The organism is Halopelagius longus (assembly GCF_900100875.1).
Lineage (GTDB): Archaea > Halobacteriota > Halobacteria > Halobacteriales > Haloferacaceae > Halopelagius > Halopelagius longus.
In genome coordinates, this window is record NZ_FNKQ01000002.1 from 658013 (window position 1) to 677996 (window position 19984).

Consider the following 19984-nt stretch of genomic DNA (forward strand, 5'->3'; position numbering starts at 1 on the left):
CTGAACGACATGAGTCGGTGACCCCGTCTGCGTAGAGATTAACGATTGATACCAAAACTGATGCAGTTACTCTGATTCCCGGAACTAATGGTCGGACTGGAACGGGGAACCGTCGAGTTGGAGCCGTACGACGAAGAATGGACGAGGCTCTACGAAGAGGAAGTACAGCAACTGAAGAACATCGCGGGTGAGAGCTTCCTCGATTTCGAGCATATCGGTAGCACCGCTATCGAGGGGATGCCCGCGAAACCGATAATCGACGTCCTCGCCGTCGTCGAAGAACTGGACGAGGCTACGGACCTCGTCCCCGTACTCGAAGAACGCGAGTTCGAGTATCGTCCCGGAGAGGTAGAGGGACGCCTGTTCTTTGCCAAGGGGCCGCGCACGAACCGTACGTGTTACCTCTCGATCACGGAGCAAGGGAGCGACTTCTACAGAGAGAAAATCGCGTTCAGGGATTATCTCCGTGAACACCCTGACGTCGCCGAACGGTACGCTTCCGTAAAGAAGGGACTGGCGGAGAAGTACCCGGAGAACAGGGAGAGGTACACCGAGGAGAAAGGAGAGTTCGTTCGAGACGTTCTCGACCGGGCGATGGACGGATAGGGGCCGTTCTACCGATACTGAGGCTCCACTGCCCGTACGCGTACTTTGTACCGGTTCCGCGAACGGTGCTCACTCCGACCGCGAGGCGACGCGCCGCACTTCCACGGCCACCTCGTTCGGGGGGAGGAACGACGACGCGCCCGGCCCGTCGTAGCGCAGGACGAACGGGTCGCCGACGACCTGTACGTCCTCGCTCCCCTCTCGAAGCGTCGAGCGGAGTTTCTCGCCCTCGCGTTCGGCGCGGTTCCCGATGCTCCACCGCGGGAGAGACGTCACCGCGAGCGTTCGTTCCGGGAGTTCGACCACCCTGACCTTGGGGTCCGACGGCCGCGGGGCCGACTCGAAGTCGTGCGACTCGGGCAGGTAGAACGCCATCCGGACGCCGTCCGCCTCCGATTCCTCACCGCCGGGGGCGGTCACGGAGACGGGCCCGCCGGCGGAGTCGGAGGCGGTCACGGAGACGGCGTCCGACGCCGACTTCGACTCCGAGGCGGGCGAACGGCGCGTCTCGCCCTCGCTCACGACGGTCGGAAGCGGGGAGAGGTCCGCCTCGGCTTCGTTGTTCCCGGAGACGTAGCGGACGAGTCTGCCGAACGCCTGATGTTCGGACGGTGCGACCGTCTCTACGACCGTCGTCGTCGGGTAGCGTCGCAACTCCGCGCCGCCGACGGTGCCGACCGACTCGTAAGGGAGTGAGGGCGTCGAACGCCTCTCGTGGACGACTCTCGCGGCGGCACCGGCGACGAGTGAGGCGGCGGCGAGGCCGCCGTAGGCGAGGGTGCGCTTTCTGACCATACCGTCAGAAGCGTCGCGCGGACCATAGTCTCTTGTGGGCGTTCGCGTGGTCGAACGAAGTGAGGCCGCGGAGAGCGGGGAGGGACGACCCGCGAGTGGTGCGGCGACTCTCCCTTGCGCGCCGTGAGTCCGCCCGTCTCACATCGTAAAGAGGTGCGAGTCGTCGGGCACGTCGAACAGTCCCATCCGGACGCCCGCGTCGAGCCACCCGTAGCCGTACGAGAACGACGCCAAGGCGTTCACCCAGTCGTCGTCCGCGCGGAAGTGCCGCCCGTCTTCGAGGTACGAAAGCGCCATCTCGCGGCACTCTTCGGCGGCGTCGCCGAGGGGGGTCCCCGCCGGGACGGCGGGGTCCGCCTCCGAGAGCGCGTCGGCCAACATCCCCTCGTAGCGGTCGGTCTTCTCGTGGAGGTCCGCGGGCATACCTCCCCGTGGACGGCGGCGGACCAAGAAGCCGTCCGTTCGTGTCGGCGGCGCGACGTACACGGAACGACTTTACGACGCGACGAGAATCGAGCCGTATGCGCCCTCCACTACACGCTCTCCTGCTCGGACGGGAGTCCGACGCGTCGCGACGCGCCGTCGCCCTCGCCGCCGTCCTCGGCGTCGCCGTCTTCGCCGCGTACGAACTCGTCCTCCACTCCGCCCTCGGCGGGGCCGTCTGGTACCCCTACCCCGTGGCGGGCGTCGCCGTCGCCGCCGCCGCGGCGCACGCGTACCGCAACGACGGCCTCCTCGTCTGTTGGGTCGTCGGCCTCTGCCCGACGGTGGGGTACGACCTCTATCACTTCGGCGGCCTCGAACCGACGCCCGCAGGTAGCCTTCTGCTGGCGGCGACGAGTCCGTCGCTCCTCGTCGGCCTCGCGTACGCGTCGCTCGGATTCGTCGCGGGGGCGACGCTCTCTCGCCTCGCGGGGGCGGTCCGACCGGCCACCGACGCGGTCTGAGGCGCGGTACCGTCGGTACGAGCGGTCTCTCCTGCGATGTGTTGACGTGCCGGTTACCCCGCGCCGCGCGCACGACAGCGGAACCTAAAAGGGAGGCAGTCTCGAATTCTGAGACATGAGCGACGACGCGGACGATTTCGTTGAACACCGGAAACTGATAATCGCGGGCTCGGGTATCTCGGGCCTCTCGGCGGCCATCTACGCCGGGCGGTCCAACAACGACCCGCTCGTGTTGGAGGGGGACGAACCCGGCGGACAGTTGACGCTCACCACCGAGGTGGACAACTATCCGGGCTTCCCCGAGGGCATCTCCGGGCCGGAACTCATCCAGAACATGCGCGAACAGGCCGAGCGCTTCGGCGCGGAGATTCGCCACGGCATCGTCGAGTCGGTAGACGCGGATGACCGCCCCTTCACGGTGACGCTGAGCAACGGCGACGTCTACACCGCGGACGCAATCATCGCCGCCTCGGGCGCGTCCGCCCGGACGCTCGGCGTCCCCGGCGAGGACGAACTGATGGGGTACGGCCTCTCGACGTGCGCCACCTGCGACGGCGCGTTCTTCCGCGGCGAGAAGATACTGGTCGTCGGCGGCGGCGACGCCGCGATGGAGGAGGCGAGCTTCCTCACCAAGTTCGCCTCGAAGGTGTACCTCGTCCACCGCCGCGAGGAGTTCCGCGCGGAGGACTACTGGGTCGACCGCGTCCAAGAGCAGGTCGACGACGACGAGATAGAACTGATGCTCAACACCGAGGTGACCGAACTCCACGGGTCGGCCGAGGAGGGCGTCGAGAGCGTCACCCTCGTCCGCAACCCCGAGGGACACCCGACGGACAAACTCGACGACCCCGAGACCGAGGAGTTCGACTTCGACGTTGGCGCGGTGTTCTACGCCATCGGTCACACGCCGAACGCCGACTACCTCGAAGGAACGGGCGTCGAACGCGACGAAGAGGGGTACGTGAAGACGAAGGGCGGCACCGACGGCGGGCAGACGGCGACCGACGTGTCCGGCATCTTCGGCGCGGGCGACGTGGTGGACTACCACTACCAACAGGCCGCGACGGCGGGCGGCATGGGCGTGAAGGCCGCACTCGACGCCGACGACTACCTCGAAGAACTCGAACGCGACGGGCGCGCCGAGGCCGAAGAGGAACCCGCGGCCGTCGAGTCCGACGACTGAGCGCGCTACCGACCGTTCTCGCTTCTCGACCGCCGATTTCTCTTCTGTCGAGCGCCGACGTCGAGCAACAGTCCGACGAGGAGGTACGCGTACGCCGACGCGCCAGACGAGGAGCAAGGCGGCGCCGAAGGCGAGAAAACCGGCGCGACCGGCGACTGCTCCGTCCCGTCGTCATCGGCGGGGCGTTCGGGCCCGCGGCCGAAACGCCTCCCGCCGAACACGTTCGCCAGTGTGCAAGCACGAGGACTTCCCCGCGTCCGAACGACGGACGAGTACATGAAGACAGTAGTCCACCTCGTTTCCGCGGACGAGACGGAACAGCAGACTGCGCTGAACATCGTGCGGAACCTCGTCGACGACGAGTCGGGAACCATCGACCAAGTGGCTGTCGTCGCGCAGGCCGGCGGGATAGAGCGGGTGACGACCGAGGAGGACGAAGGCGAGGACGTCGAGAACCTCCTCGCCGACGGCGTCGAGTTCAAGGCCTGCAGCAACACCCTCCAGATGAAGGGCTTAGAGGAGTCGGACCTCGTCGGCGGCATCGAGACGGTTCCCGAGGGGGCCGTCGAGGTGACGCGCCTGCAGACGGAAGGCTACGCGTACATCCGCCCGTAGTTCACGCCGCCGAACCGGTCACCTCCGATTCCCACACATCCTTAAGTCGAGAGGCCCCACGGAGCGTATGGTCGATACGGAAATCTACACCATCGAAGGCCCGAACGGCGACGTCGAATCTATCGAACTCCCCGAGGGTCTCGTGGACGTGTTCGCCGAACAGGGCGAGGAACCGACGAGCGTCGTCGGCGACCTGGTAGTGCAGGCGTTCGCACAGCAGGCCCACGTCGTCGTCCACCACAGCGAAGGCGAGACGGCGGCCGACCTCTCGGAACTCAACGAGGAGATGGAGAACATCTTCGAGGAACGCTTCGGCGTCCCCCTCTCGGAAGCGATGGGTCACAGCCACTAACGCGGGCGATTCTCGGCGCATATTCGCACGATTTCGAATCGCGGCGGCCGGGTTCGGCCGCCGAGACGCTCAGACGGAGAGCGACGGCACCGTCGCCGCGACGCGGAGGTTCCCGGCGACGGTGACGCCGCAGAGAAGCGAACCACTTTTCGCTTCGCTCCGTGCGACACGGTAGTGTGCATCAGAGAGCGAGGACGTTCGCCCGCGAGGCGTCCGAACGGTACGACTTCGAGGTGACCGTCGAGGAGTTCCCCGAGGGGACGAAGACGGCGGCGGACGCCGCCGACGCCGTCGGGTGCGACGTCGGGCAGATAGCCAGCAGTCTCGTCTTCGACTGCGACGGCGAACTCGTCGTCGTCGTCACCAGCGGTGCGAACCGGGTCAGCGAGGCGAAACTCGCGGCCCACCTCGGACTCGACGAGGGCGACGTGTCGATGGCCGACCCCGAGGAGATACGCGAGGTGGTCGGATGGTCCATCGGCGGCGTCCCGCCGTTCTGCCACGAAACCGACCTCCGCGTCCTCTTCGACGAGTCCCTCTCGGAGTACGACACCGTCTGGGGGGCGGCTGGGACGCCGAGTGCGATGTTCCCCGTCTCCCCCGAAGAACTGCGCCGCCTCGCCGACGCGACGCCCGCCGACGTAGCCGAGTAAGCGCCGCCGTTCTGTCGTCACGCCGATTACAGGACCCGTCCCTCTCGTTTTTGGCAGTTTCTCCCGTGAGTTCACAGTCTCCGCCCGGACGCACAGATTTATTTTTAGAGGTGTCTAATCCTTTAGTGAGACATGGACAACATTTCTCCGCGGCGGACGCGAACGCCGCGGCGCGGCGCGGGTGATTCGGATGGCTGAACTGTTCGATATCTTCGCGGCGTCCGTCCGCGACGGGTTCGTGCAGGTGAGCGCGTTCGTCGCCGTGACGGTTCTCCTCTTCAGTTACGTGCAGTACCGAACGGACGGGAGACTCGTCCGTCGGTTAGAGGAGAACCGCCGCGCCGGACCGCTGGTCGGCGCGCTGATGGGACTGACGCCGGGGTGCGGCGGCGCTATCGTGATGATGCCGCTGTACGTCCGCGGCACCGTCTCGTTCGGCACCGTCGTGGCGACGCTCGTCGCCACCACGGGCGACTCGGCGTTCGTCCTGTTGGCGCTCGCCCCGAAGGCGGCGCTGTACGCCTACGGTATCGCCCTCGTCGCCGCCGTCACCTTCGGCTACGCCATCGACCGGTTCGGATTCGGCGTCGGGCGCGTGGACGCCGCGGTGGCGAGCCTCCGGCCCGCCGTCTCGGACGGCGGCAGCGCGAGACGCAGTCTCACGGGCGGTCGGACGCAGTCCGGCGATACGGCGGCCCCCGCCGTCGGTAACCAAGTCCACCACTACGACGAAATCGACGGGTGCACCGTCGAGGGACCGACGCGCGACTCGTCGCTCGGGCGGCGCGTCTCCCGACTCGCACTCGGCGCGTGGTGGGTCGCCGCCGCCGTCGCCCTCGTCGTCGGCGTCCTCTACTTGCTCCGCGGCGCGCCGGAGGTTCCGCTGACGCTCGGCGGTTCGTACGCTGGCGTCTTCACCGCCGTCGGCGTCGCGGGGACCGCGCTGTCGGCGTTCCTCTACGTCGTCGGCCGGCGCTACGTCGGCCACGGGCGCGTCGGCGAGGGCGAGGACTCCTTCGAGAGCGCCGCCGAGACGCTCACGCACGCGGCGATGGAGACGTCGTTCGTCACCGTCTGGGTCGTCGCCGCCTACCTCGTCTACGAGTACGCCGTCGTCTTCTCGGGCGTCGATATCGCCTCCGTCGCCGCCGCCGCGGGGATTCTCGCCCCGATAGGCGGCGCGGCCCTCGGACTCATCCCCGGCTGCGGCCCGCAAATCGTCCTCTCTGCGGCCTACGCGGAGGGCGCTATCCCCTTCTCGGCGCTCGTTGCCAACGCCATCAGTCAGGACGGCGACGCCCTCTTTCCGCTCATCGCCATCGACAAGACGGCCGCAGTCGTCGCGAGCATCTACACCACGGTGCCCGCACTCGCCGTCGGCGTCGTACTCCACCTGACGTGGACCGCCGTGTTCGGGCTCCCGCAGTTCGGCTTCGGCGTCATCGGCTGACGGCGGGCGACCCGCGGCGCACGGAAGACGTATCTGTTCGCGCGCCGTCAGTTCTTCCGAGGAATCACCGTGTCCGAGAACGCCGAATCCGCCGAGACGGAGCGGGTATGGCTCGTCGAACGGACGTACTCCGACGACGAACAGAACATCATCATCCTCGTGTACGCGACGCCCGACGGGTCGAAGTACCTCAGGAAGGAGCGGTCGCTGACGAGTTTCGGCGACGTGCGCGACACGACGGCGGCGATAGAGGCGAAGCCCGGAAGCCTCGGCACCGTAGACGACCCGGAGCAACGCGAGCAGTACGCCGCGGAAGTCGAGCGAACCCGCGAACAGTACGGCCCCGACGACCTGATTTGATCGCCTCGGCGCGCCCGCTCGCTCACCTTTCGAACTGTACACTTGAACAATAATCCGTTGACAATTATCAAAGACCGTGACCGAGAACTGCCCTCACGGTCCATGTGATAAAGAACATGCCCGGATTTATGCGGTGAGGGTGAGTACCGTCGTGCGATGGGAGAGTTATCTGAGTTGTTCGTGCCCGAGCGAATCGCCGTGGTGGGTGCGACAGAGCGCGAAGGCTCCGTCGGTCGCGCCATCATGGAGAACCTCGTGGACGACTTCGACGGGGAGGTCGTCCCCGTCAACCCGAAGTACGACGAGGTTTTCGGTCTCCCGGCGGTTTCGGGCGTCGGCGACGCCGAGGCGGACCTCGCCGTCGTCGTCGTCCCGCCGCACATCGCGGTGGACGTCGTCGAGAACGCCGGCGAGGCGGGCGTCTCGAACGTCGTCGTCATCACCGCCGGGTTCGGCGAGACGGGGACGGAGGGCGCGACGCGGGAGCAGGAACTGACCGCCGTCGCCGAGGAGTACGACATGAACCTCGTCGGCCCGAACAGCCTCGGCATCATGTCCACGCCGAACGGCATGAACGCCACGTTCGGCCCCGAGAACGCCACGTCGGGGTCGATGTCGTTCATGAGCCAGTCGGGCGCGTTCATCACCGCGGTGCTCGACTGGGCCAACGACCAGGGAATCGGCTTCAAAGACGTCGTCTCCTTGGGTAACAAGGCCGTCTTGGACGAGGCGGACTTCGTCGATACGTGGGGCGACGACGAGGACACCGACGTCATCATCGGCTACCTCGAAGGCATCGACGCCGGACGGGCGTTCATCGACACCGCGCGCGAAGTCACGAGCGACACGCCGATCGTCCTCGTGAAGTCCGGCCGGACGGACGCCGGCGCGCAGGCCGCCTCCAGTCACACGGGCACCATCGCGGGGTCCGACGAGGCGTACGAGGCGGGCCTCGAACAGGCGGGCGTCATCCGCGCGGAGTCCGTCCAAGAACTGTTCGACGCCGCGCGCGTCCTCGAAAACCAGCCGCTCCCCGAGAACGACGACATCGCCGTCATCACGAACGCCGGCGGTCCCGGCGTGATGACCACCGACGCCGTCGGCGACTCCCGCCTCTCGATGGCGGAGTTCACCGACGAGACGCTCGATACGTTCTCTGAGACGCTCCCCGAAGAGGGGAACATCTTCAACCCCGTCGACATCGTCGGCGACGCCGACAACGAGCGGTTCCGCGAGGCTCTCGACGTGGCCCTCGCCGACGAGAACGTCGGGGCGGCCCTCGTCCTCAGTTGTCCGACGGCCGTCCTCGACTACGGGCAACTCGCCGAGGACACCGTCGAACTGCAGGAGAAACACGACAAACCCGTCGCGGCCTGCTTCATGGGCGGAGAACGCGTCGAATCCGCCGCCGAGGTGCTCACCGACGCCGGCATCCCCAACTACTTCGACCCGGCCCGCGCCGTCGGCGGCCTCGACGCCCTCTCGCGGTTCCGCGACATCAGCCGACGCGAGTACGACGACCCCGTCGAGTTCGACGTGGACCGAGAGCGCGCCCGCGAGATTCTCGAGAGCGTGAAGGGCCGCGACGACACCCGCCTCGGCGTCGAGGCGATGGACCTCTTGGACGCCTACGGCATCGAGACGCCGGAGGGCGACATCGTGGACGCGCCCGCCGACGCCCTCGAAGTCGCAGAGGGGATAGAGGGCGACGTGGTGATGAAGATAGTCAGCCCCGACATCCTCCACAAGTCCGACATCGGCGGCGTCAAAGTCGGCGTCGCAGACGAGGAGGTGTACGACGCCTACGAGGACCTCGTCACGCGGGCGCGGAACTACCAGCCCGACGCCAACATCATCGGCGTGCAGGTCCAAGAGATGGTGGACTTAGACAGCGGCGTCGAGACCATCGTCGGCATGAACAAGGACCCGCAGTTCGGACCGTTACTCATGTTCGGTCTCGGCGGCATCTTCGTCGAAGTGCTCGAAGACACGACGTTCCGCGTCGCGCCCGTCTCCGAGTCCGAAGCCACAGAGATGACCGAAGAGATAGACTCCGCGCCGCTTCTCCGCGGCGCGCGCGGCCGCGACCCCGTGGACGTAGACGGCGTCTCGGAGACCATCCAGTGCCTCTCGCAACTCGTCACGGACTTCCCGGCCATCCTCGAACTGGACATCAACCCGCTGGTCGCCACGCCCGACGGCGTGCAAGCCGTGGACGTGCGACTCACCGTCGACCCCGACCAACTGTAGACCCATGAACACGCTACTCGTCACCTCGACCCACGAAAGTACCGGCAAGACGGCCGTCACCCTCGCGCTCGGCCAACTCGCGAACGAACGCGGCCTCGACGTGGGCTACATGAAGCCCAAGGGCACGCGCCTGCAGTCGAACGTCGGCAAGACGCTCGATCAGGACCCGATGCTGGCGCGCGAGGTGCTCGACCTCGACGCCGAGATGCACCAGATGGAGCCCGTCGTCTACTCGCCGACGTTCATCGACGGGGCCATCCGCGGACAGGAGGACGGCGAGGAACTCGGCGAGATAATCGAGGAGTACTTCGGCCAACTCGCGGAGGGGAAAGACCTCATGCTCGTCGAGGGCGGCGGCGTCTGGTCCACCGGCGGCATCGTGGACCTGACGGACGTGGACGTGGCCGACCGCCTCGACGCGGGCGTCCTCCTCGTCGCCGACTACCAGAAGACGACCGACTTAGACGACGTCATCGCCGCCGCAGAGCAGTTCGGCGACCGACTGACGGGCGTCCTCTTCAACGGCGTCACGGACAGCGCCTTCGACGAACTCGAACAGGAGGTCGTCCCCTTCCTCGAAGGCCGCGACATCCCCGTCCTCGGCGTCGTCCCGCGCGAACAGGAACTCGCGGGCGTCACCGTCGAGGGACTCGCCGACGAACTCGGCGCGAACCTCGTCACCGGCGGCGAGACGGACGCCTACGTCGAACGCTTCCTCGTCGGCGCGATGGGCGGCGACGCCGCCCTGCGGTACTTCCGCCGCACGAAGGACGCCGCGGTCATCACCGGCGGCGACCGCTCCGAGATAATCACCGCGGCCCTCGAAGCGCCCGGCGTCAAGACCATCATCCTCACCGGCGGCCACCGGCCCTCCGGCGCGGTTCTCGGCAAGGCCGAATCGAAGGGCGTGCCGGTGATGATGGTCAACGGCGACACCCTCACCGTCGTGGACCGCGCGGAGGACGTCATCCGTTCGGGCCGCACCCGCGACGAACGCACGGTGGACCTGATGCGCGACCTGCTCTTCGAACACACCGACGTGGACGCACTCGTCGGCGAAGTCGCCCCCGACGAGGACGAAGAGTCCTGAACCGGCCCGAATTCCGCTTTTCCGCCGTTCACAGGGGAAGTAGTCGCTCGTTCGCCGACCGACGGGCCGTCGGTCGCCTCTCGTCCGAGTGACTGGACCGCCATCGCTCTCGGGTAGTCGACTCTCAGCCGTTGGAAGTCACCACGTGTACGGGTGACGCAACCGCGTCACCCGACGAACGATGTTCCCGGTCGAGACGTTCTTCCGAAAACCGAAACCCACGCCGATCGAACTTTTCGAGGTTATTTTTGCGCCTGGCTGTTGATCCGGGCCCCGCGCACGCGTTCGCCAACTAGACCCCTAAGCCCCGGTAGATTTATTGTCTCGTCAACTGCCATGTCTATCGTGGTTTACGAGACGGGAAACGAGACGGTCGACGACGCGGTCCGGCGGGTTCTCGACGGCGAAACCCTCGATCGGACCGATGGGCTGGCGCTTATCGCCCAACCGCCCGACGCGCTGGCCGCGGGCGCCGACATCGTACGCCGCCACTACTCGGACGGCACGGTCGACGCCTGCAGTATCGTCAACGCCAAGGCGGGCAATTGCGCCGAAGACTGTGGCTTCTGTGCGCAGTCAACCCATTTCGACACCGGAATCGACACCTACGGCTTTCTCGGGCCGGAGAAGGTGCTCGAAGCCGCGAAACGAGCCGAGGAGGACGGCGCCCAGCGGTTCGGCATCGTCGTCGCCGAGAAGGGCGTCTCGAAGGAACACCGGCCCGACGAGTGGGACGAAATCGTCGAGGCCATCCGCCTCGTCCGGGACGAAACCGATGTCGAGGTCGACGCCTCACTCGGTCTGCTGACGCAGGAAGAGGCCGACGAACTCGCCGCCGAGGGACTCAACCACTACAATCACAACATCGAGACCTCGCGGCGCTACTTCCCTGAGATCATCGGGACCCACTCCTTCGAGGACCGCCTCAAGACCCTCCGACGCGCCAAGAATGCGGGCATGGATCTCTGTGCCGGCGTCATTCTCGGCATGGGCGAATCGCCGACTGACCGGGTTGATGCCGCCATCGAACTGCAGGATATCGGCGTCTCCTCGCTGCCGGTCAACATCCTCAACCCCGTCGAAGGGACCCCCCTGGGCGATGCCGACCACGCTTCCATCTCGAAGACGGAGATCCTCAAGACCATCGCGGTCTACCGCTTCTTGCATCCCGATTCGAGGGTCCGGCTGACCGGCGGCCGCGAGGTCAACCTCGCGCCCCACGAGCAACATCTCCCGTTCGAGGCCGGGGCGGACGGCCTGCTGACCGGCGACTATCTCACGACGGAAGGCCAAGACCCCGGCGACGACATCGAGATCGTGCAGCGGGCCGGACTGGAGCCGAACCGCGAGGTCAACGAGTTCGACCCCGCCGAGGTCAAGGAACGGCACCACCAGCCGACGCCGGACACCGCCGCCGGCACCGCAACGAGTAACGCGACGAACGAACTGGACGACTGATCAGCGATTTCGACACACCATCATACCAACTATGGACGAGATCAATTTCGCAGTTCTCGGTACCGGAGGTATCGGTCGACGAGCACTCGACTACTCCACACAGAAAGACCATCTCACCCCAGTTGCGGCCTGTGACCGGCATGGCGTCGCCGTCGACCACGACGGCCTCGACGTGGACGAACTGCTGGCGGCGACGGAAGGAAATATCGCAAACGACGGCGGCACACAGACCGTCAAGCAATCGGGTTCGATGAAGGGCGTCGCCGCCTCCGCGCAGGCCGATCCCACCGAAACGCCCATCGACGATATCATCGACGTATCGGACGCCATCGACGCCGTACTCATCGCCCTGCCGAACCTCGAGCACGACTTCGTACCGAACGTCGGCGAGCGTTTCGCCGAAGCCGGCTACGAAGGCGTGCTCGTGGACGTACTCAAGCGCTCCCGCGTCATCGACATCCTCGACGCGCGCGAGGAGACCTACGAGGATTCGGGCATCACGTTCGTCTGCGGCGCGGGCGCGACCCCCGGCTTCCTGACGGGAGCGGCCGCACTCGCCGCGCAGTCCTTCGTCGAAATCGAAGAGGTCGAAATCTGGTGGGGCGTCGGCCTCAAATCGGGCTACGAGGACAACCGTGGCACCGTCCGCGAGGATATCGCCCACCTCGACGGCTACGACATCGAGACGGCCCGCAACCTCACCGACGAGGAGATCGAGGAGATCGTCGAGGAACACGATGGCCGCATCGAGTTCAACGATATGGAGCACGCCGATGACGTCCTCCTGGAACGGGCCGGCATCTGTGACGCCGAGGACGTCACCGTCGGCGGCATCCTCGACGTCCGCTCCGACGAGAAGCCGACGACGACCACCGTCAGCGTTACGGGTCGAACCTTCGACGGTGAGCGCGGGACGAACACGTTCCAACTCGACGACGTCACGAGCATGGAAGCCAACGTCAACGGCCCTGCCCTCGGTTACATGAAGGCGGGCGTTCGCCGGAACCGCGCAGGCGAGTACGGCGTCTTCGGTCCCGCTGATCTGATGCCAGGGTTCTGACGGCATGGACCACCAGCACGCCCACGGCTTCGACCTTCAAACGCGCCTCCGCGAAAGGGAACGGGCCGACCTTCGTCGGTCGTTGGACCCCATCGAGGAGGTGTCGGCGCGTGCCCGTGTCGCCGACGACTCCGCAGGCGAGACGCCGTCTTTCGACGAGGAGCGACTCGTCTTCGCGGCGAACAACTACCTCGGTTTGGCGGGCGACGAGCGCGTCGCAACGGCAGCCGCCGAGGCGGCCCGCGAGGTCGGCACCGGCGCCGGTGCCTCCCGGCTCGTCGTCGGCGACACGCCCGCCCATCGATCGCTCGAACGGCGACTGGCCGACGAGAAGGACGCCGAGCGCGCGCTGGCCTTCTCGTCGGGCTACGCCGCAAACGTCGGGACGATCACCGCGCTGGATCCCGACGTCATCTTCTCCGACGAGTTGAATCATGCCAGCATCGTCGACGGCGCGCGACTCTCGGGCGCCGACATCGTAATCTATGACCACTGCGATGCGAACGCGCTCACCGAAGCCATGGCCGACCGTGCCGAGATAGCGGAACCCGACGACTCGTGGCTCATCATCACCGACTCGGTGTTTTCGATGGACGGCGACGTGGCACCGCTGGACGCTATCTGTGAGGCTGCAACGAACTACGGCGCGTGGACGATGGTCGACGAGGCCCACGCCACGGGCGTCTACGACGGCGGTATCGTCGGCGAGCGCGGCCTGACCGACCGCGTCGACGTGCAGTTGGGAACGCTCTCGAAGGCGCTCGGGGCACAGGGCGGCTTCGTCGCCGGCGACGAGACGCTCGTCGAGCACCTGCTCAACGCCGCCCGGTCGTTCGTCTTCTCGACAGGACTGGCACCGCCGGCGGCAGCCGCGGCCGAACGCGCACTAGCGTTGGCGTCCGAACGGCGCGATGCCTTAAAAACGAACGTCGAACGCCTCCGTGAGGGCCTCGAAGCGATGGGTTACGAGGTCTGGGGTGACACCCACATCCTACCCGTCGTGGTCGGCGACCGCGAGGCTGCTCTCGCCCTGGACGACCGCCTGCGCGAGGACGGCATCGTCGCCCCGGCCATCCGGCCGCCGACGGTCCCCGAGGGCACCAGCCGGATTCGACTGGCACCGCAGGCGACCCACACGGCGGCGGACATCGACCGCTGTCTGGCCGGCTTCGAGGCCGCCGGCGAGGAGGTGGGTTTGCTGTGAGCGTCGCGGTCGTCGGAACCGATACGGGCGTCGGCAAGACAGTCGTCACGGCGGCGCTTGTCGTACGCTTGCGAGCCCAGGGGACCGACGCCCGAGCCATCAAACCCGCCCAGACCGGATTTCCGGAGGATGACGACGCCGACTACGTCCGCTGTGTTTGCGAGGACGAGGCGGCCGCCGTCCGCCTGCGAACGTACGGGGAGCCGCTGGCGCCCGCCGTTGCGGCACGGCGGGCCGACGACCCTATCGATTACGAGACGCTACTGGAGGACACCCGTGGGGCGATGGCGAACACCGACGTCGGTGTCGTGGAAGGCGCTGGCGGGCTTCGCGTCCCGCTGTCGAACGAGCCTCGACGGGAGATCGTCGACCTCGTTTCGGACCTCGACGTGCCGGCACTCGTGGTTGCACGGTCGGGGCTCGGCACCCTGAACCACACAGCGCTGACCGTCGAGGCCCTCCGCGCCCGCGACATCTCGGTCCTCGGGGTCGCGCTGAACCGCTATGAAGGTGCGTCGGTCGCCGAGCGCACCAATCCCGAGGAAGTCGAACGGATGTGTGACTGTCCGGTCTGGACGCTGTCGGAGTCGGAGTTGGAGACGCCAGAGGACGTCCGAAAACTCGCCGAAAGCCTTCCGCCGCTCCACAGACAGCTGAGGGAGTGACCCTCTCGTACGACACTACGGATTCGATTGGCCTTCGTTACCTGACGACAGCGAATCAAGCGTGTTCTCGGGAGACGGGCTAGGCGGCATCGAAAACTGCTCGACGACTCGATCCGGCACCATCAGAAGAACAAGCTAGCACAGAGGAACTGAGGCTACGAGAGCGAAAGACGACAAAATTCACCTGTACGAGGCGTGAGCGTGGGAAGAGGACGCCCCGGAAGACGGTCCAGACGGCCTCCGGGAACCGCCGTTATTCGGGTGAATTCGGACGGAAGGACCGCCTATTATATCCCTCCGAGGGAGAGAACGGTGAACGATGAGTCAAAAGAGACATTCTTCGAACCACGACTCGAACGACTCGGAGACGACGCACCTCCGGCGGCGACGCCTCTTGACGATCGGAACGGGCGTCGGCGCGACGTTCCTCGCCGGATGTACGTCACAGACGCCGGCGTCCGGCGGCGACGGCGACACCGCGACGGCGACGGACGCGGACACGCCGTCGGAGACGACGAGCGACGACGAGACGACCGAAGAGACGACCCCCGAGGCCGGCGCGTTCAGACTGCTGATCAGCGACCGACCGGCGGCGATAGACGACTTCGAGGAACTCAACGTGTCGTTCGACCGCGCCCGAATCTTCCGCGCCAAGGGCGACTGGGAAAAAACGGAAGACGACGACGGTGAGGAAACGGAGGGCGACGAAGACGATTCGACGACGACCGACGCCGGAACGACCGGAACGGCGACGGGAACTGCCACCGGAACGGCGAACGAGACGACGACAGCAACCGCAACACAGACAACCGAGACGGCGACAACGACCGAAACGCCGACTCCGACTGAGACGGCGACGGAATCGGAGGACAGCGAACCGAAGGAAGGCGGCGATTCGGAGGGCGAACGCGGCTTCTTCGTCGTCGACCTCGGCGGCGCGACGGTCGACCTGACGCAGGTCGTCGGCGAGAAGGCGATGGGCGTCTTCGACGGCGAGTTGGAAGCCGGCCGGTACGCCAAGATCGAACTCCACGCCGCCGACGTGGAGGGAATCGTGGACGGCGAGGCGGTCGACGTCAAGATACCGAGCGGAAAACTCCAACTCACGAAGCCCTTCGAGGTCGTCCCGGGCGAGACGCTCAGTTTCGTCTTCGACATCAACGTCGTGAAGAAGGGTCGATCGGACGCCTACAACCTCCTCCCCGTCATCTCCGAGAGCGGCGTCGCCGGCCGCGACGTCGAGGTCGAGGAGGTCGGACGCGAAAACGGCGGCGACGCGACGACGACGGCGACCGGAACCGACGACTGAGACGAGGGCTCCCGGTACGAACCCGCTCTTCCACCGTCACCCGCGGACGGAAGGACGCCGGCCCAACGCTTATTCGCGTTCCAACCGTCTGTCTATCGATGAGCCTGTTCGAGAAAGCCGGGCGGAAGTTCGAGGAGACGAAACGCTCGTTCGTGGGCGGGGCGGACGCCGAGGACGGCCCCGACTACGTCTGTCGCTCCTGCGAGCGAGCCGTGAACGAGAACTACGACCACTGCCCGCACTGCGGCGACGCGGCGGTCGAACCGGTCGAGTGACGCCGTCGGGGATTGCCCGCGGCCGGCCTCAGCACTCCCACCCGCGGTCGGTGCGGTTCAACCGCTCGCACCCCTCCTCGGTGACGACGACCAACTCCTCTATCCTGACGCCGAACTCCTCGGGCAGGTAGACGCCGGGTTCGACGCTGAACACCATCCCCGGTTCGAGTTCTCGACCGTTTCCTTCGACGATGTACGGTTCCTCGTGGACGTCGAGTCCGACGCCGTGGCCCGTCCGGTGGACGAACCGGTCGCCGTAGCCCGCCGCCTCGATGACCTCGCGGGCGGCGCGGTCCACGGACTCCGCGGCGACGCCGGGTTCGACCGCCTCGATACCCGCCGCCAACGCCTCCTCGACGACGGCGTGGACCTCCGCGAACGTCTCCGAAGGGTCGCCGTCGAAGACGACGGTCCGCGTCTGGTCGCTCGGGTACTCCCCGACGCGCGTCCCGAAGTCGAGGACCACCGGGTCGCCCGCGCGTATCTCCCTGTCGCCGTGGGCGTGGTGCGGCATCGCGCCGTTCGGTCCCGACCCGACGATGGTCTCGAAGGAGACGCCCTCCCCGCCCGCCTCCGCCAACAGTCGCTCTATCTCGCGGGCGAGTTCGCTTTCGGTCAGTCCGACGGCGTCCGAACCCATCTCGCGGACCGACGCCATCGCCTCGTCCGCCGCGGCGGCGGCCCGACGCAAGGCGTCGAGTTCCGCCTCGTCCTTCCGCACTCGGAGGTCAGACAGCACGTCGCTCGCCAGTCCGAACGTCGCCTCCGGGAGCACCGCCCGCAGGTCGTGGGTGAAGCGCGCCCACATCGTGTCGTCGACGAGGACGCGCGGCGCGGGGGGCAAATCGAGGTCCGAGACGACGGACTCGACGGCGGCGCGCGGGTCGTCGTCGTCGGCCCACGTCCGCACGTCTTCGACCCACGACTCCGCGCGGACCTGTTTCCCGTACAGTTCCGGGACGAGGAACGTCGGGTCGCCCTCGGCGGGCAGGAAAAAGAGGAGATGTCGCTCGCCGGGGTCCTCCGCGAACCCCGAGAGGTAAAACAGGTTCCGACTGGGGAAGCAGACGAGCACGTCCGCATCGCCGTCCGAGAGGGCCGCCTGCGCGTCGCGCGTCCGCCGTTCGAAGGCAGTTGGCATAGCACCGCTTCCGCGTCGCGGGACAAATACCTGCGGGGACCGGGGAACGTCGCTTCGACCCCCCGCCGACAGGTGATTTTATCCCGGTCCGATGTTCACCTCCCCCACATGTCGTGGAACGCAGTCGACGCCCTCTCGGACGCCCGCGCGGCGACGCAGTCGCTCCTCCTCCCGTTCGACCTCGGGACGTGGGCGAAGCTTTCGCTCGTCGTCTTCTTCGTCGGCACCGGGACCAACGCCTCGATGACCGCGAACGGGTCGGGGTCCTCCGGCGGCAACGTCGCCTCGACGTCCGATTTCGACCTCGGGACGTTCTCGCCGGACGAGTTGGTCGCGTCGGTCGATCTGGCGTCGCTCCTCGTCGGCCTCCTCGCCGTTTTCGTCCTTCTGTATCTCCTCTACTCGTTTCTCGGCTCGGTCTTCGAGTTCGTCTTCGTGGACAACGTCACGTCCCCCCGCGTGCGCCTCCGCGGTCCGTTTCGGAGGCACCTCCTCGACGGGATACGACTGTTCGCGTTCGAGTCCGTCCTCGGTGCCGCCGCACTCTCGCTCATCGCCGTCCCCGTCGCGATGGTCCTCTTGGGTGCCGTCCCCCTCGGTTCGGGGGCACTGTTCGCCCTCATTCCTCTCGTCCTCCTCGGCGTCCTCGCCGCCGTCGTCGTCGCCTTCGTCCTCGGGTTGACCCGCGACTTCGTCGTTCCGACGATGCTCGTCGAGGACCGCGGCGTCCTCTCGGGGTGGCGGCGCGTCCTCCCGACGATGCGCGCCGAGTGGAAGGAGTTCGCCCTCTACGTCGTCCTCCGAATCGCGCTCAACGTCCTCTCGGGGGCGCTTCTTTCGGTCGCCCTCGGCCTCGTCGCCCTCGTCGTCGCGGTGCCGTTCGTCCTCGTCGGCGGCGTCATCTGGACAGCGTTCTCCCCGTTCGCCGTCGCCCTGACGCCCGGGACGGTTCTCCTCGGCGCTCTCGTCGGTCTGTACGTCGCCTGCCTCACTGTCGCGGGCCTGTTCGTCACCGTTCCGGTCGCCGCGTACTTCCGGTACTACTCGCTGTACTTCCTCGCGCGCGCCGATTCCGAACTCGCACTCGTGGACCGACCCGACGCGCCGGAGCGACCGGCGGAGGGCGGACCGGACGCGGGACCCACCGACGCGGACGCCGACAGGCTCTGAGTAAGCCGCCCTTACTCCGTTCTCCCCTCCGACCCCGACGCGTCGAGACGGTCGAAATCGACGGTAACCGCCGATTAACTATGTGATATACACCACGTAGAGAATGTATGTCATTCGAATGGGTGTCGTACTTCGAGTGCGCGACGTGCGGCGAACTCGCCAGGGCCGACGCGGTCGAATACGACCCGCTCGGCTACTCGGTCTGTCCGCTCTGCGGGGAGCGGAGCGGACCGCTGGCGTCCGTCGAATCCGACCCTCGGGCGGCCGAGGCCGCCGAGTGACGGCGGGTCGAAGGCGAGAGAGGGAAGCACTTGTACCGGGCGCGTCCACACGAGGCGTATGGGTTGGAGCGAGGTCAGAGCGGACGAGCGAATCACCGAGTGGGAACGCGACGACGGGTACGTGACGGTACGGGTCCGCAGGCGACCCGACGAGACGTGGGCCGTCCGACTCGACCAACTGTATCAGGACTCCGAGGAGCGACGGTACCGGCGGGAACGGGCCGACTCCGAGGCGGCGGCGCGGGAACTCGCAGAGGAGTGGATGGCGGAGTTCGACGACGAGGCGTAGTCAGGACTGCTGGAGGCGGTGCGTCGTCTCCACCAACGGGTGACGCGCGTAGTCCACCACCTCGATGTCGTCGATGGACTCTAACCCCTCCTTCTCGGCGGTTCGCTGCATGCCGAGTTCGACTGGGTCGTCGAGGACGATGACGTAGGCGTCCATCTCCTCGACGCCGACCCTGTCTGCGGCCATCACCCGGTGGTGGCCGTCAGCGAGGAGCAACGTCCCCTGATTGTCGATGACGACGAGGGGTTCGGCTAGTCCGCGTTCGAGTTCGTACTTTCGGCCCTCGAGTTCGTCGGCGTACACTCGACCTTGCGTCGGGATGAGCTTCGACAGTTCGACCGTCTGCCGTTCCTCGTGGACGTGTATCTCGTGTATCTGTTCGAGCGTCCGCATCAGCTTCCCGACCTTCTCGGGCGTCGCGCGCTCTATCTGCGAGCGGATGACGTCCGTGTTCGAGATGATGCCGACGAGGTTGCTCGCGTCGTCCACGACGGGGAGTTTCTGGATGCCCGACCGGAGGATGACGCGCGCGGCGTCGGTCACCTTCATCTCCGGGTGCGCGACGATGATGTTCTCCGTCATGACCGTGAAGATGGGCGCTTCGTCGTCCTCCAAGAGGAGGTCCCGGGCGGTGACGAACCCCTCGACGCGCCGCCCCTCGCAGACCGGGAAGCCGTTGTGGCCGTCGCTCTCGACGATGCGACGGGCGACGTCGGCGACCGAATCCGTCGGTGACACGGTCTGTACTTCGCGCGTCATGTACTCCTCGACGGTCGCCTTTCCAATCATCGTCGGAGATACGAGGGTGCCGACCAAAAGGGTGACTCCGAC

The 19984-nt window shown here is 66.8% G+C and carries 23 protein-coding genes and 1 pseudogene; 20 read left to right on the top strand and 4 right to left on the bottom strand.

Going from position 1 to position 19984, the window contains the following annotated elements; genetic code table 11:
• Window positions 1–87 precede the first annotated feature (87 nt).
• The gene (locus tag BLS11_RS09115) at window positions 88–606 is read left to right on the top strand and encodes a GrpB family protein (RefSeq protein ID WP_092536286.1); all 519 of its coding nucleotides are present in this window, start codon (window positions 88–90) and stop codon (window positions 604–606) included.
• A gap of 69 nt (window positions 607–675) precedes the next feature.
• Here BLS11_RS09115 and BLS11_RS09120 read toward each other — a convergent pair whose 3' ends face one another.
• Window positions 676–1401, bottom strand: coding sequence for an SOUL family heme-binding protein (locus tag BLS11_RS09120; protein WP_092536289.1), 726 nt, complete (start codon window positions 1399–1401; stop codon window positions 676–678).
• A 138-nt stretch (window positions 1402–1539) separates the two neighbouring features.
• The gene (locus BLS11_RS09125; RefSeq protein WP_092536292.1) at window positions 1540–1824 is read right to left on the bottom strand and encodes a DUF357 domain-containing protein; all 285 of its coding nucleotides are present in this window, start codon (window positions 1822–1824) and stop codon (window positions 1540–1542) included.
• A gap of 98 nt (window positions 1825–1922) precedes the next feature.
• Between BLS11_RS09125 and BLS11_RS09130 the strand changes: the two genes are divergently transcribed.
• The 16 genes and pseudogenes from BLS11_RS09130 to BLS11_RS19390 all read left to right on the top strand — a co-directional run bounded on the left by BLS11_RS09130 (window position 1923) and on the right by BLS11_RS19390 (window position 16272).
• On the top strand, window positions 1923–2348 hold the full coding sequence (locus tag BLS11_RS09130; RefSeq protein ID WP_092536295.1) for a hypothetical protein: 426 nt from the start codon (window positions 1923–1925) through the stop codon (window positions 2346–2348).
• A gap of 115 nt (window positions 2349–2463) precedes the next feature.
• Window positions 2464–3531, top strand: coding sequence for an NAD(P)/FAD-dependent oxidoreductase (locus tag BLS11_RS09135; protein ID WP_092536298.1), 1068 nt, complete (start codon window positions 2464–2466; stop codon window positions 3529–3531).
• Between the two features lie 276 nt (window positions 3532–3807).
• Window positions 3808–4146, top strand: coding sequence for a DsrE family protein (locus tag BLS11_RS09140; protein WP_092536301.1), 339 nt, complete (start codon window positions 3808–3810; stop codon window positions 4144–4146).
• A 67-nt stretch (window positions 4147–4213) separates the two neighbouring features.
• A complete protein-coding gene (locus BLS11_RS09145; RefSeq protein WP_092536304.1) occupies window positions 4214–4498 on the top strand; it encodes a DUF7545 family protein in 285 nt (94 codons plus the stop codon).
• Between the two features lie 176 nt (window positions 4499–4674).
• The gene (locus BLS11_RS09150) at window positions 4675–5151 is read left to right on the top strand and encodes a YbaK/EbsC family protein (protein ID WP_092536307.1); all 477 of its coding nucleotides are present in this window, start codon (window positions 4675–4677) and stop codon (window positions 5149–5151) included.
• Window positions 5152–5341: 190 nt separating this feature from the next.
• Window positions 5342–6601 (top strand): putative manganese transporter, encoded by a 1260-nt coding sequence (locus tag BLS11_RS09155; protein WP_092536310.1) that lies wholly within the window; start codon window positions 5342–5344, stop codon window positions 6599–6601.
• A gap of 69 nt (window positions 6602–6670) precedes the next feature.
• Complete coding sequence (locus BLS11_RS09160; RefSeq protein WP_092536313.1) at window positions 6671–6961, top strand: DUF7967 family protein; 291 nt, start codon at window positions 6671–6673, stop codon at window positions 6959–6961.
• A gap of 156 nt (window positions 6962–7117) precedes the next feature.
• Complete coding sequence (locus BLS11_RS09165; RefSeq protein WP_092536316.1) at window positions 7118–9211, top strand: acetate--CoA ligase family protein; 2094 nt, start codon at window positions 7118–7120, stop codon at window positions 9209–9211.
• A gap of 4 nt (window positions 9212–9215) precedes the next feature.
• The gene (locus BLS11_RS09170; RefSeq protein WP_092536319.1) at window positions 9216–10301 is read left to right on the top strand and encodes a phosphotransacetylase family protein; all 1086 of its coding nucleotides are present in this window, start codon (window positions 9216–9218) and stop codon (window positions 10299–10301) included.
• A gap of 345 nt (window positions 10302–10646) precedes the next feature.
• A complete protein-coding gene (gene bioB / locus BLS11_RS09175; RefSeq protein WP_092537232.1) occupies window positions 10647–11759 on the top strand; it encodes a biotin synthase BioB in 1113 nt (370 codons plus the stop codon).
• Window positions 11760–11790: 31 nt separating this feature from the next.
• The gene (locus tag BLS11_RS09180; RefSeq protein ID WP_092536322.1) at window positions 11791–12819 is read left to right on the top strand and encodes a (S)-8-amino-7-oxononanoate synthase BioU; all 1029 of its coding nucleotides are present in this window, start codon (window positions 11791–11793) and stop codon (window positions 12817–12819) included.
• A gap of 4 nt (window positions 12820–12823) precedes the next feature.
• Window positions 12824–14023: an aminotransferase class I/II-fold pyridoxal phosphate-dependent enzyme gene (locus tag BLS11_RS09185; RefSeq protein ID WP_092536325.1), complete on the top strand. Its 1200-nt coding sequence runs from the start codon at window positions 12824–12826 to the stop codon at window positions 14021–14023.
• The gene (bioD, locus tag BLS11_RS09190; protein ID WP_092536328.1) at window positions 14020–14688 is read left to right on the top strand and encodes a dethiobiotin synthase; all 669 of its coding nucleotides are present in this window, start codon (window positions 14020–14022) and stop codon (window positions 14686–14688) included. The genes BLS11_RS09185 and bioD overlap by 4 nt, the downstream gene beginning before the upstream one ends.
• Before the next feature lie 131 nt (window positions 14689–14819).
• Window positions 14820–15011, top strand: a pseudogene (locus BLS11_RS20005) (hypothetical protein); the annotation flags it as partial.
• A complete protein-coding gene (locus BLS11_RS09195) occupies window positions 15008–15997 on the top strand; it encodes a DUF4382 domain-containing protein (protein ID WP_092536331.1) in 990 nt (329 codons plus the stop codon). The pseudogene BLS11_RS20005 and the gene BLS11_RS09195, both read left to right, overlap by 4 nt.
• 98 nt (window positions 15998–16095) lie before the next feature.
• Window positions 16096–16272, top strand: coding sequence for a zinc ribbon domain-containing protein (locus tag BLS11_RS19390; protein ID WP_175454415.1), 177 nt, complete (start codon window positions 16096–16098; stop codon window positions 16270–16272).
• A 28-nt stretch (window positions 16273–16300) separates the two neighbouring features.
• Here the strand turns inward: BLS11_RS19390 and BLS11_RS09200 are convergent, their stop codons facing one another.
• Window positions 16301–17413, bottom strand: a complete 1113-nt coding sequence (locus BLS11_RS09200) for an aminopeptidase P family protein (protein WP_092536334.1) — start codon at window positions 17411–17413, stop codon at window positions 16301–16303.
• 108 nt (window positions 17414–17521) lie between these two features.
• Here BLS11_RS09200 and BLS11_RS09205 point away from each other — a divergent pair, with 108 nt between their 5' ends.
• The 3 genes from BLS11_RS09205 to BLS11_RS09210 all read left to right on the top strand — a co-directional run bounded on the left by BLS11_RS09205 (window position 17522) and on the right by BLS11_RS09210 (window position 19153).
• Window positions 17522–18583: a DUF7544 domain-containing protein gene (locus BLS11_RS09205; RefSeq protein WP_092536337.1), complete on the top strand. Its 1062-nt coding sequence runs from the start codon at window positions 17522–17524 to the stop codon at window positions 18581–18583.
• A 107-nt stretch (window positions 18584–18690) separates the two neighbouring features.
• Entirely contained in the window at window positions 18691–18864 is a 174-nt protein-coding gene (locus BLS11_RS19395) for a hypothetical protein (protein ID WP_175454416.1), read from the top strand.
• A gap of 58 nt (window positions 18865–18922) precedes the next feature.
• A complete protein-coding gene (locus BLS11_RS09210) occupies window positions 18923–19153 on the top strand; it encodes a DUF7543 family protein (protein WP_092536340.1) in 231 nt (76 codons plus the stop codon).
• Here the strand turns inward: BLS11_RS09210 and BLS11_RS09215 are convergent, their stop codons facing one another.
• On the bottom strand, window positions 19154–19942 hold the full coding sequence (locus BLS11_RS09215) for a CBS pair associated ParBc domain-containing protein (protein ID WP_092536343.1): 789 nt from the start codon (window positions 19940–19942) through the stop codon (window positions 19154–19156).
• Between the last annotated feature and the right edge of the window lie 42 nt (window positions 19943–19984).

Coding starts and splice junctions, on each gene's coding strand:
- BLS11_RS09115 (WP_092536286.1), top strand. CDS start 88: ATGGTCGGACTGGAACGGGGAACCGTCGAGTTGGAGCCGTACGACGAA.
- BLS11_RS09120 (WP_092536289.1), bottom strand. CDS start 1,401: ATGGTCAGAAAGCGCACCCTCGCCTACGGCGGCCTCGCCGCCGCCTCA.
- BLS11_RS09125 (WP_092536292.1), bottom strand. CDS start 1,824: ATGCCCGCGGACCTCCACGAGAAGACCGACCGCTACGAGGGGATGTTG.
- BLS11_RS09130 (WP_092536295.1), top strand. CDS start 1,923: ATGCGCCCTCCACTACACGCTCTCCTGCTCGGACGGGAGTCCGACGCG.
- BLS11_RS09135 (WP_092536298.1), top strand. CDS start 2,464: ATGAGCGACGACGCGGACGATTTCGTTGAACACCGGAAACTGATAATC.
- BLS11_RS09140 (WP_092536301.1), top strand. CDS start 3,808: ATGAAGACAGTAGTCCACCTCGTTTCCGCGGACGAGACGGAACAGCAG.
- BLS11_RS09145 (WP_092536304.1), top strand. CDS start 4,214: ATGGTCGATACGGAAATCTACACCATCGAAGGCCCGAACGGCGACGTC.
- BLS11_RS09155 (WP_092536310.1), top strand. CDS start 5,342: ATGGCTGAACTGTTCGATATCTTCGCGGCGTCCGTCCGCGACGGGTTC.
- BLS11_RS09165 (WP_092536316.1), top strand. CDS start 7,118: ATGGGAGAGTTATCTGAGTTGTTCGTGCCCGAGCGAATCGCCGTGGTG.
- BLS11_RS09170 (WP_092536319.1), top strand. CDS start 9,216: ATGAACACGCTACTCGTCACCTCGACCCACGAAAGTACCGGCAAGACG.
- BLS11_RS09180 (WP_092536322.1), top strand. CDS start 11,791: ATGGACGAGATCAATTTCGCAGTTCTCGGTACCGGAGGTATCGGTCGA.
- BLS11_RS09185 (WP_092536325.1), top strand. CDS start 12,824: ATGGACCACCAGCACGCCCACGGCTTCGACCTTCAAACGCGCCTCCGC.
- BLS11_RS09195 (WP_092536331.1), top strand. CDS start 15,008: ATGAGTCAAAAGAGACATTCTTCGAACCACGACTCGAACGACTCGGAG.
- BLS11_RS19390 (WP_175454415.1), top strand. CDS start 16,096: ATGAGCCTGTTCGAGAAAGCCGGGCGGAAGTTCGAGGAGACGAAACGC.
- BLS11_RS09200 (WP_092536334.1), bottom strand. CDS start 17,413: ATGCCAACTGCCTTCGAACGGCGGACGCGCGACGCGCAGGCGGCCCTC.
- BLS11_RS09205 (WP_092536337.1), top strand. CDS start 17,522: ATGTCGTGGAACGCAGTCGACGCCCTCTCGGACGCCCGCGCGGCGACG.
- BLS11_RS19395 (WP_175454416.1), top strand. CDS start 18,691: ATGTCATTCGAATGGGTGTCGTACTTCGAGTGCGCGACGTGCGGCGAA.
- BLS11_RS09210 (WP_092536340.1), top strand. CDS start 18,923: ATGGGTTGGAGCGAGGTCAGAGCGGACGAGCGAATCACCGAGTGGGAA.
- BLS11_RS09215 (WP_092536343.1), bottom strand. CDS start 19,942: ATGATTGGAAAGGCGACCGTCGAGGAGTACATGACGCGCGAAGTACAG.